The 9,865-nt window shown below is 66.8% G+C and carries 9 protein-coding genes, 1 tRNA gene and 1 pseudogene; 8 read left to right on the forward strand and 3 right to left on the reverse strand.

Features of this window, described 5'->3' with window-relative positions; translation table 11 throughout:
* Positions 1-9: 9 nt before the first annotated feature.
* The gene (locus J8I82_RS32345) at positions 10-972 is read right to left on the reverse strand and encodes a LysR family transcriptional regulator (protein WP_336620921.1); all 963 of its coding nucleotides are present in this window, start codon (positions 970-972) and stop codon (positions 10-12) included.
* A gap of 95 nt (positions 973-1,067) precedes the next feature.
* Here J8I82_RS32345 and J8I82_RS32350 point away from each other — a divergent pair, with 95 nt between their 5' ends.
* The 4 genes from J8I82_RS32350 (at position 1,068) to J8I82_RS32365 (ending at position 3,771) form a co-directional block, all read left to right on the forward strand.
* Positions 1,068-2,048: a Bug family tripartite tricarboxylate transporter substrate binding protein gene (locus tag J8I82_RS32350; RefSeq protein ID WP_209763693.1), complete on the forward strand. Its 981-nt coding sequence runs from the start codon at positions 1,068-1,070 to the stop codon at positions 2,046-2,048.
* Between the two features lie 315 nt (positions 2,049-2,363).
* A complete protein-coding gene (gene bfr, locus J8I82_RS32355; protein ID WP_116316933.1) occupies positions 2,364-2,843 on the forward strand; it encodes a bacterioferritin in 480 nt (159 codons plus the stop codon).
* A gap of 113 nt (positions 2,844-2,956) precedes the next feature.
* A tRNA-Cys gene (locus J8I82_RS32360) sits at positions 2,957-3,031 on the forward strand.
* A gap of 296 nt (positions 3,032-3,327) precedes the next feature.
* The gene (locus tag J8I82_RS32365) at positions 3,328-3,771 is read left to right on the forward strand and encodes a GNAT family N-acetyltransferase (RefSeq protein WP_209763694.1); all 444 of its coding nucleotides are present in this window, start codon (positions 3,328-3,330) and stop codon (positions 3,769-3,771) included.
* A gap of 72 nt (positions 3,772-3,843) precedes the next feature.
* On the opposite strand, the gene dmeF is transcribed toward J8I82_RS32365, so the two are convergent.
* Positions 3,844-4,857, reverse strand: a complete 1,014-nt coding sequence (dmeF, locus tag J8I82_RS32370; RefSeq protein ID WP_209763696.1) for a CDF family Co(II)/Ni(II) efflux transporter DmeF — start codon at positions 4,855-4,857, stop codon at positions 3,844-3,846.
* A 228-nt stretch (positions 4,858-5,085) separates the two neighbouring features.
* On the opposite strand from dmeF, the gene J8I82_RS32375 reads away from it, so the two are divergent.
* Entirely contained in the window at positions 5,086-5,964 is an 879-nt protein-coding gene (locus tag J8I82_RS32375) for an alpha/beta fold hydrolase (RefSeq protein ID WP_209763698.1), read from the forward strand.
* Between the two features lie 155 nt (positions 5,965-6,119).
* Entirely contained in the window at positions 6,120-6,266 is a 147-nt protein-coding gene (locus tag J8I82_RS32380; RefSeq protein WP_209763699.1) for a hypothetical protein, read from the forward strand.
* Positions 6,267-6,427: 161 nt separating this feature from the next.
* On the opposite strand, the gene J8I82_RS32385 is transcribed toward J8I82_RS32380, so the two are convergent.
* Positions 6,428-7,894, reverse strand: coding sequence for an aminotransferase-like domain-containing protein (locus tag J8I82_RS32385; RefSeq protein ID WP_209763700.1), 1,467 nt, complete (start codon positions 7,892-7,894; stop codon positions 6,428-6,430).
* A gap of 366 nt (positions 7,895-8,260) precedes the next feature.
* Between J8I82_RS32385 and aptA the strand changes: the two genes are divergently transcribed.
* Positions 8,261-9,592 (forward strand): omega-aminotransferase AptA, encoded by a 1,332-nt coding sequence (aptA, locus tag J8I82_RS32390; RefSeq protein WP_209763701.1) that lies wholly within the window; start codon positions 8,261-8,263, stop codon positions 9,590-9,592.
* Positions 9,593-9,695: 103 nt separating this feature from the next.
* Positions 9,696-9,865: pseudogene (locus J8I82_RS39435) on the forward strand (methylmalonate-semialdehyde dehydrogenase (CoA acylating)); the annotation flags it as partial.

The raw sequence follows: 9,865 nt of genomic DNA on the forward strand, positions 1-9,865 counted from the left end.
TGAAGATCTCTAGCGAACTGGTACGGCGCCGGACCCCGCCGCCGGATAGTCCGCCAGTGCCGCGTGCACCTGTGCCACGAACGCGCGCGTCGCCGGCGACGGCGTATGCCCGGCCAGCAACACGATACCGTACTGCGCGCGCAGGTCGTGGCGCGGGCGCGTCTGCAGCGGCACGGCCGCGCCTTGGGCGCAGGCGTCGGCCATCATCGCCACCGGCACCAGCGCGACGGCATCGCCGGACAGCATCAGCGCGCGCAGCGCATGCATGTCATTGCAGGTGGCGGTGAGCAGGCCGCTGCTGTCGTCGTCGGCTGTGCCACTGCCGGCGGCCTGCATCGCCTCGCGGAAAAACTGCCGGATATGGGCCGGCAGCCGCGGACCGGCAACCGGATAGTCGCGCAGCATGGCAAGGCTGATATCGCCTTGACGCGCCAGCGGGTGCGCGGCGCGCACGAAGAAGCCGGTCTCCAGCGCAGGCAGGCGCTCGATCTGCAAGTGGCCGAACTGGGCCAGGCTGCGGCTTTCGCCGACGAAGACATCGAGCCGTTCAGCTTCCAGCGCGTGCAGCATGGTGGTGGTGTCGGCGGTCTCCACGTCGATGCGCAGGCGCGGATAGCGCCTCACCAGCGCTTCCAGTACCGGGTCGAGCAGGAATGATGCCGCGAACGGTCCGAAGCCGGCGCGGATCTCGCCGATCTCCACTTCTTCCAGCAGTTGCAGGTCGCGGCGCAGTTCGCGGCTTTCGCGCAGCATCCGGCGCGCACGTTCCAGCACGAGCGTGCCGGCGGCGGTGGGGCGAACCTTGCCGTAGCTGCGGTCGACCAGTGTGCCGAGGTCGGCCTCCAGCGCCTGGATGCTGCGCGTCAGTGCCGGTTGCGACAGGTGCAGTGCCGCGGCCGCGCGCGCGAAGCTGCCCTGTTCGACCAGGGTGACGAAGTGATGCAGCTGGCGCAGGCCCATCAACTTAACCATTTATGCATGGAAACCTGAAAAATATTGCATTGGACGTATTTTCTCAAGCCCGCTACCGTTGTTCTCCAAAACCATAAAGACGATCTGGAGACGACATGAAACGACGCGCATGGCTTGCGCTCGCAATCAGCGGGCTTTCGCTCAGCTTTGGCCTGCCGGCCGTGGCGCAGACCTATCCGGCCAAGCCGATCCGCCTGGTGGTGCCCTACGTGGCCGGCGGAGGCACCGATACCATTGCCCGCGCCATGGGCGAGAAGCTCAGCAAGCGGATGGGCCAGCCGGTGGTGGTGGAGAACAAGGCCGGCGCGTCCGGCATCATCGGCACCGATGCCGTGGCCAAGGCGGCGCCGGACGGCTACACGCTGTTGATGACGCTGACGCAGTCGGTGCTCACCAACCAGTTCCTGTTCGAGAAGCTGCCGTACGACCCGCGCAAGGACCTGACCATGATCAGCGTGCTGGCCGATGCGCAGCTGGTGCTGGTGGCGCACCCGTCGGTGCCGGCACGCACGCCGCGCGAGCTGGGCGACTATGTCCGCGCCCAGGCCGGCAAGGCTACCTATGCCTCATGGGGCGTGGGCTCGCTGTCGCACCTGAGCGGCGCCTATCTCAGCAAGCTCACCCGCGGCAATGCCACGCACGTGCCCTACAAGGGGGAGGCGCCGATGCTGCAGGACCTGCTCGGTGGCCAGGTGCAGTTCGGCTTTGCCAGCATCCTGACGGCCAGGCCGTATATCGAGAGCGGCAAGCTCAAGGCGCTGGCCGTTACCGGCACGCAGCGCAGCAGCGCGCTGCCCGCAATGCCGACCTTTGCCGAACTGGGCATGCAGGACAGCGCGTTCAAGACGGTAGGATGGATCGGGCTGGTGGCTCCGGTCGGCGTGCCGGCGCCCATTCTGGCCAGGCTCGAAAACGAGGTGAGGGCGATCCTGCAGACCCCCGACATGCAGGCGCGCATGGTCGCGCTGGGGCTGCGCACGGTGGGCAGCTCGCCGGCAGAGGCGCAGGCGCTTTATGCGCGCGACTGGCCGGTGCTGAAGACGCTGGTCGCGGATTCAGGCGCACGGCTCGACTGATTTCCTTCCGGGTCCTCCCATGGCGGGCGGCGCGGCAATATGCCGTGCCCGCCCGTTTCTTATTCGCCAATATGTCCGGAAGGCCCGTGTATTAATGCGGGATGCGGCTTTTCATGCGCTAACGAAAACCGAATGGAAACCATTGCCATTCTCATGTGCAATAGCGCCTAATAATCGGAAAAATCAGCCGAATTTGCTTGATGTCCCTCTTTGCCGGCCTACCATGAAAGGCACGGCGCGATATTGGCCGCAGCGGCGCGCTGACCACGATAATGAGAATTGATCCACCCGAATCGAGGGGTCGTTGGTGCTGTCATGAAAAGCGACAAGAAAGCGATTCAAATGCTCAATGGCCAGCTCCGGCATGAGCTGACCGCCATCAACCAGTATTTCCTGCATGCGCGCATGTACCGGCATTGGGGTCTCAATGCCCTGGGCAAGCACGAGTACGAGGAATCAATCGAGGAAATGAAGCATGCCGACAAGCTGATCGAGCGCATCCTGCTGCTCGATGGCTTGCCCAACCTGCAGGACCTCGACAAATTGCTGATCGGCGAGAACACCGAAGAAATGCTCGGCTGCGACCTGAAGCTGGAACAGGTTTCACAGGCCAGTTGCAAGGATGCGATCAAGTATCTGGAATCGATCGGCGATTATGTTTCGCGCGAGGTGGTGGTCGATATCCTGGAAGCCACCGAATCGCATATCGACTGGCTCGAGTCGCAAATCGAACTGATCGGCAAGGTCGGCCTGCAGAACTACGTCCAGTCGGCCATGGGCGAGATCGGCGACTGACCGGCGCCGATGCCGGCGCTGCCGCCCGCGGCAGCGCCGCGTCCTGCAGACTTTTCCATTTCCCGCTAAACTGCGGCCCGCAGCACGACGCGCCGGCATGGCGCGCCATCCACGGCGGGGTGGCAGAGTGGTGATGCAACGGCCTGCAAAGCCGTATACGACGGTTCGATTCCGGATCCCCGCCTCCAGTTTTCCTTTCCTGTAGCGCCATTCCCTTCCTCGCACCTGCGCCGCGTGATGCACGCGATGGCGTGCGCTTGCGCCACGTTGCCCGCAATTGCCCTGTGCGTAATGCGGCGGGCAAATTTTCGACACCGGTTTGCCCTGTTCTTCCCTGATAGTGCGAAGCCATCGAATCGGTTAGTGTTGGGCGGTCAGGCCAGACCGGCCTGTGCGCACAGCGCGCCGCCAGGATGGCGGCGCAACCATGCCGGGCTTCCATGGTGTTCCCGTCGCCAAGTGATGTGAAGAAGAGAGGCTCCTGATGATGAAAGACCTGCGAATCCGGGCGGCGATGCCCTCGGACGCGCCAGCGGTGGGGGCGCTGCTAGAACGCTGCGGCCTGCCGGCCGACGATGTGTTCCGCGTGCTGGAGCACTTCCATGTTGCGATCCTCGAATCGCGGATTATCGGCTGCGCCGCCGGCGAGCCGTTCGGCCAGACCGTGGTGATCCGCTCGGTGGCGGTATTGCCCGAGCACCGAGACCAGGGCGTGGCGACGCACGTGGTGCGCGCCGCGCTGATGCGCGCGCGCGCGAATGGCCTGCAGCGCGCGGTGCTGCTGGCATCGAGTTGCCCGAGCTATTTCGCGCGCTATGGCTTTACGCTGGTGCCGGCATCGAAGCTGCCGCAGGAGGTGCTGTCGTCCAGCGAATTCCAGCGGCATACCGATACGCCGCCGCTGTGCATGTGGTGCGAGCTGAGCTGACCTGGATTCAGTAAAGGCAGCTGCGCGCCAGGCCTCTGGCGCGCTTTCCGCGTGCTGCGTTCCGCGGGCATTTCAGTGCGTGGCCTCGCAGCGGCTGATCTCGACGGTCACGTGCACCAGCTCCGCATGCACGGACAGTGCCTGGCGCACGCCCTGCGGCGTCAGCGTGGCGTCATGCGTGACGAGGCAGACGATGCACGCAAAGTGCTGGCGGCCGACGCGCCAGACATGCAGGTCGGTCACCCGGGTACCTTCGTCGCCAGGGCGGCTGTCGCGGTCTAGCGCGGCGAGCACCTCGCGCACTTCTTCGACCACCGGGTGGTCCATCTCGCGATCCAGCAGCACGGTGCCGCTCTGGCGCAGCAGGCCGATTGCCCACTTGCCGACCAGAGCCGCACCCACCAGTCCCATCACCGGATCGAGCCAGGCCCAGCCCAGCCACCAGCCGCCGGCCAGCGCCACAATGGCCAGCACCGAGGTGGCGGCATCGGCCAGCACATGCACGTATGCCGCGCGCAAATTGATGTCGTGGTGGTGGCCGTGGCCATGGCCGTAGTGATGCTCGTGGCCATGATGGTGGTGTCCATGATCATGCCCATGCCCATGCCCATGACCATGCTCGTGCCCATGCGCATGCCCGCCCAGGATCAGCGCGCAGCCGAGGTTGACCAGCAGTCCCAGCGCGGTCACGACCATCGCCTCCCGGTAATGGATTTCCTGCGGGCTGAACAGCCGGTCGACCGAGCCAGCCGCCATCAGCGCCGCAATGCCGAGCAGGAACACAGCACTGGCAAAGGCAGCCAGCACTTCGATCTTCCAGGCGCCAAAGGCAAAGCGCAGGTCGCTGGCGTAGCGGCGCGCGGCCGCGTAGGCAAAGGCGGACAGGCCGATGGCCAGCGCGTGCGAGCTCATGTGCCAGCCGTCGGCCAGCAGCGCCATCGAGTTGAACCAAAGGCCGGCGGCGATTTCCACCACCATCACGACGGCGGTGATCATCATCACCAGGCGCGTGCCGCGCTCGGCGTTGCGGTTGCCACCATCGAAGGTGTGGCTGTGGGTCCATGCGGACAGGTCCTGGGTATGCATGGTCGGATCTTTCTATGGCTGGAAGTCGGTACGGATGCTGCAAGGGTAGCAGAGCACCGCTGTGCGGCCGGCGGCATCCCTGTCCGCGGCAGGGGCGCGCCGTCAGGATTGGATTCATGAATCTATCGACCGAATGAGTGTCGTCGCAGGAAATCCTGTCGCACCGCTTAGTGACTACACTAGGCTGCACGGATGCAGACGGCCGCCCGCCGGCCATGGAGACAGACGATGTTCGAAGGATTCACGCCGCACCGGATCGATTGCGGCGACGTTGCCATCCACGCGGTGGCCGGCGGCGAGGGGCCTGCCTTGCTGTTGCTGCATGGCCACCCGCAGACCCATGCGATCTGGCACAAGGTGGCGCCCGAACTGGCGCGGCATTTCACCGTGGTGGCCGCCGACCTGCGCGGCTATGGCGACAGCGGCAAGCCCGCGGGTTTGCCGGACCACGCCAACTACAGCAAGCGCACCATGGCCACCGACCAGCTCGCGCTGATGCGCGCGCTTGGCTTCGAACGGTTCAGCGTGCTGGCGCACGACCGCGGCGCGCGCGTGGCGCACCGGCTGGCGCTGGATCATCCGCAGGCGGTGACGCGGCTGGTGACGCTGGATATCGCGCCCACGCTGTCGATGTACGCGCAGACCAGCGAGGCCTTTGCCCGCGCCTACTGGCACTGGTTCTTCCTGATCCGGCCGGCACCGTTTCCGGAAACGCTGATCGAAGCGGATCCCGCGCTCTACCTGCGCCAGACCATGGGTGCCCGCAGCGCCGGGCTGGCGCCGTTCACCGATGCCGCCATGGCCGAGTACCTGCGCTGCCTGAGCCTGCCGGGCGCCGCCCACGGGCTGTGCGAGGACTACCGCGCCAGTGCCACCATCGACCTCGAGCATGACCGCGCCGACCTCGCCGCAGGCCGCATGGTCGAGTGCGAGATGCTGGCGCTGTGGGGCGAGCAGGGCGCCGTCGGGCAATGTTTCCGGCCGCTGGACGAGTGGCGCAAGGTGGCACGCCGGGTGCGCGGGCATGCGCTGCCGTGCGGTCACTACATTGCCGAAGAGATGCCGGAGCGGCTGCTGGAGGAAGTGCTGCCGTTCCTGCTCGGCTGACATACCCACCCGGTTGCCGGTCCGAACCGGCGGCGTATTGCCGCATCAGCGCCTGTCGCGTGCCGCGACAGGCGCTTTTTGTCTTCTCACGTTACGAAAAGTCCCCAGGCCATTTCAGGGAAATGCGATCGCTACTTACATACATTCATGAATGGATGTATGATTTTGCGAAAAATTCACATTCCCGCAACGACTTTATTGTCGCTCCTGAGATGACATATCGCTTTATCGCTATCGCACTGGTGGCCTGGGTGGGCATCTGCACCACCGCAGGTCTGGTCGTCGAACGCCTCTGGAGTTGAGGCAGCGCCCCGGGAGCGGTGCCGGTCCGTGCTCCCGCCACAAACAACAACAACAAGAACACAATCAGAAGAAGGCTCTCGCATGCGCAGCGCCGCCGCCATGCTTGCCGCTCTGCCGCTCTGCCGCTCTGCCGCTCTGCCGCTACTAAGGCAGCCGGGTCTCAGGCAGCGGCGGCACGTGGCGCCTGTGCCAGGCTGTCGAAGAACTGCCACAGCTGCGGCGCGTCGCCGGTGGCCACGTTGAAGCGAATCCACGGCGAGTCGGTCTCGTCCGGCTCGAAGTACGAGCCCGGCGCCAGCCAGATGCCATGCTCCAGCGCCAGCGTCGCCAGGCGGTTGCCGCCCATTGGCTCGCCGCGCCGGCTCGCCTGCAGCCGCTGCTGGATGTCTTCGCGCAGCCGCGCCCAGGCGAACATCCCGCCTTCGGGCCGTAGCAGCACCTCCAGGCCGTGCGCCTCCATCTTTTCCGTCACCAGGTCCTGCTGCGCGCGCAGCCGCTCGGCCAATGCCGCCACGTGGCGGCCGTAGTGGCCGCTGGTCAGCACCGAGTAGACCAGGCGCTCGGTCACTTCCGAGGAGGTCAACCCGACCGCCATCTTGGTCCGCGCGAACACCTTGGCCAGGTCCGGGCTGGCGGCCAGGTAGCCCACGCGCAGCGAGGGCGTGATGGTCTTGGAAAAGCCATTGACGTAGACCACCTGCGACAACCCATCCATGGCTGCCAGCATTGGCGAGCCGGCCGGCGCCAGCTCGCGGTAGATATCGTCTTCCACCACCAGCAGCCGGTGCTGCTCGGCGAGCTGCAGCACGCGGAAGGCGTTCATGCTGCTGAGGCTGGCGCCGGTCGGGTTCTGCAGCACGGTGTTGACGAAGAGGGCGCGCGGGGCGTGGGCGCGGATCGCGTCTTCGAGCGCATCGGTGTCGAGCCCGGCCGCCGAGCGCGGCACGCCGATCACGCGCAGCCCCGCCAGCCGCAGGATCTGCAGCAGGTTGCAGTAGCAGGGCGATTCCACCAGCACGGTGTCGCCGGCGCGCAGCAGCGTGCGCACCACCAGGTCCAGCGCCTGCGTCGCGCCCTGCGTCAGCACCACCTGCTGCGCCTGCAGCGGGATGCCGTACTGGCCGAGGCCGGTGGCGATATGCTCGCGCAGCGGTGCGAAACCGTACGGATGGCCGTAGCCCGACAGCTGCGCCGCCGGCACCCGGGCCGAGGCGCGCATGGCCTGGTGCAGGCCTTCCTCGTTGAGCCAGTCGCCAGGAAGCCAGCCGGCGCCCGCCTTGATCGGCACGGAATGATCGGCGAACACGTCCGACAGCAGCCAGGCCGCGTTCAGTCCCGGCGCTTCCCATTGCGGTGCACGGGCGCTGCCAGTGGGCGCGTGACGATGCGCCACGGTGTAGCCGGAGCCCGGCCGCGCGGCAAGGAAGCCCAGTGCGGTCAGCCGCCCGTAGGCCTCCGCCACGGTGAAGGTGCTGACCTGGTGGTGCTGGGCAAAGCGCCGTACCGACGGCAGCGTGGCGCCGGCGCGCAGCGCGCGCTGTTCCACCAGCGCGGCAATGCCGGCGACGATCTGCTCGGTCAGGGTTTCGCCGCCGCGGCGGCTGCGGGTCAGGTTCAGGGTCAGCATCGAAAGCGTCGCACTATGCACCTCAAAAGGCGCGAACCTGTACAGTTTAACGGGCCGCGCATGGCGCCGGCGCGGTGTCATCCCGCGAAGCGAAAATTGCCGCAGTGCAGCGTGAGACGGCGCACGGGCGCCGGGATGCACTCCGTGGCACGGTGGCAGTCCCCGGCACGCGTGGCGTCTGCTTGCCTGTACGGTTGGGCATGATCAAACTGTACGGTAAGGCGGTGCTGTCCGGACTGTATATTTTGTCGGCCAGAAGCCGCCGGTAGAGTGGCCGTCATTGCCGCCGTTCCGGTGCCCGCCATTCGCGGCGGTATGGAACGACACCAGCCAACCTGACCCGCCCAATTGCCCCGAGGAGGACGTATGGACGCCGCCAAGACCGTGATTCCCGATCTCGATGCCCTGTGGATGCCATTCACCGCCAACCGCCAGTACAAGGCGGCGCCGCGCCTGCTGGCGTCGGCAAGCGGCATGTACTACACCACCCACGACGGCCGCCAGATCCTGGATGGTTGCGCCGGCCTCTGGTGCGTGGCCGCGGGCCACTGCCGCAAGGAGATCGCCGACGCCGTCGCGCGCCAGGCCGCAACGCTGGACTATGCGCCGCCTTTCCAGATGGGCCACCCGCTGTCGTTCGAGGCCGCCACCAAGGTGGCCGCGATCATGCCGCAGGGGCTAGACCGCATCTTCTTCACCAACTCGGGTTCGGAGTCGGTCGACACCGCGCTGAAGATCGCGCTGGCGTACCACCGGGCGCGCGGCGAAGGCCAGCGCACCCGCTTCATCGGCCGCGAGCGCGGCTACCACGGCGTGGGCTTCGGCGGCATGGCGGTGGGCGGCATCGGGCCGAACCGCAAGGCCTATTCGGCCAACCTGATGCCGGGCACGGACCACCTGCCGGCCACGCTCAACATTGCCGAGGCCGCCTTCTCCAAGGGCCAGCCGCAATGGGGCGCGCACCTCGCCGACGAGCTGGAGCGCATCCTCGCGCTGCATGACCCGGCCAACGTCGCCGCCGTGATCGTCGAGCCGCTGGCCGGCTCCGCCGGCGTGCTGGTGCCGCCGGTCGGCTACCTGGAAAAACTGCGCGAGATCACCAGCAAGCACGGCATCCTGCTGATCTTCGACGAGGTGATCACCGCCTTCGGCCGCCTCGGCGCGGCCACCGCGGCGGAGCGCTTCAACGTGACGCCGGACCTGATCACCATGGCCAAGGCGATCAACAATGCGGCGGTGCCGATGGGCGCCGTGGCGGTGCGCCGCGAAGTGCACGACGCCGTGGTCAATGCTGCCGCGCCGGGCACGATCGAGCTGCTGCACGGCTACACCTACTCCGGCCATCCGCTGGCCGCCGCCGCTGCCGTGGCCACGCTCGACCTGTACCAGCGCGAGAACCTGTTCGGCCGCGCGGCCGAGCTGTCGCCGGTGTTCGAGGCGGCGGTGCACAGCGTGCGTGACGCGCCGCACGTGAAGGACATCCGCAACTTCGGCATGGTGGCGGGGATCGAGCTGGAGCCGCGTCCGGGCCAGCCCGGCGCGCGTGCCTACGAGGCCTTCCTCAAGTGCCTGGAGCTGGGCGTGCTGGTACGCTACACCGGCGACATCCTGGCGTTCTCGCCGCCGCTGATCATTTCGGAAGCGCAGATCGGCGAGTTGTTCGATACGGTGAAGAAGGCGCTGCAGGACATCAAGTAAGCGGCGCACGCCGCATCGCATTGCCGCCGGCCCTTAGGGCTTTCCGGGCCGGCTCTCAGATTGCAAGCCACGGCGCGCGCCGTGGCCATCGAAGGAATCCCAAGTGAGCATTGCAGAAAACCGGCAACTGGCCGAAATCCACCATTACATCGGCGGCGCCGTGCGCCGCGCCGGCGGGCAGCGCCTGGCTGACGTATTCAACCCTGCCACCGGCGAAGTTGCCGCGCGCGTGGCGCTTGCTACCGCGCAGGACGTTGCCGAGGCCGTGGCCGC

This window comes from Cupriavidus consociatus, assembly GCF_017814975.1.
Taxonomy (GTDB): Bacteria; Pseudomonadota; Gammaproteobacteria; order Burkholderiales; family Burkholderiaceae; genus Cupriavidus; species Cupriavidus consociatus.

Excerpts from the sequence above, each read along its gene's own strand:
- J8I82_RS32380 (WP_209763699.1), top strand. The coding sequence starts at position 6,120 with ATGTATGATTTTGCGAAAAATTCACATTCCCGCAACGACTTTATTGTC.
- J8I82_RS32350 (WP_209763693.1), top strand. The coding sequence starts at position 1,068 with ATGAAACGACGCGCATGGCTTGCGCTCGCAATCAGCGGGCTTTCGCTC.
- bfr (WP_116316933.1), top strand. The coding sequence starts at position 2,364 with ATGAAAAGCGACAAGAAAGCGATTCAAATGCTCAATGGCCAGCTCCGG.
- J8I82_RS32345 (WP_336620921.1), bottom strand. The coding sequence starts at position 972 with ATGGTTAAGTTGATGGGCCTGCGCCAGCTGCATCACTTCGTCACCCTG.
- dmeF (WP_209763696.1), bottom strand. The coding sequence starts at position 4,857 with ATGCATACCCAGGACCTGTCCGCATGGACCCACAGCCACACCTTCGAT.
- J8I82_RS32365 (WP_209763694.1), top strand. The coding sequence starts at position 3,328 with ATGATGAAAGACCTGCGAATCCGGGCGGCGATGCCCTCGGACGCGCCA.
- J8I82_RS32375 (WP_209763698.1), top strand. The coding sequence starts at position 5,086 with ATGTTCGAAGGATTCACGCCGCACCGGATCGATTGCGGCGACGTTGCC.
- aptA (WP_209763701.1), top strand. The coding sequence starts at position 8,261 with ATGGACGCCGCCAAGACCGTGATTCCCGATCTCGATGCCCTGTGGATG.
- J8I82_RS32385 (WP_209763700.1), bottom strand. The coding sequence starts at position 7,894 with ATGCTGACCCTGAACCTGACCCGCAGCCGCCGCGGCGGCGAAACCCTG.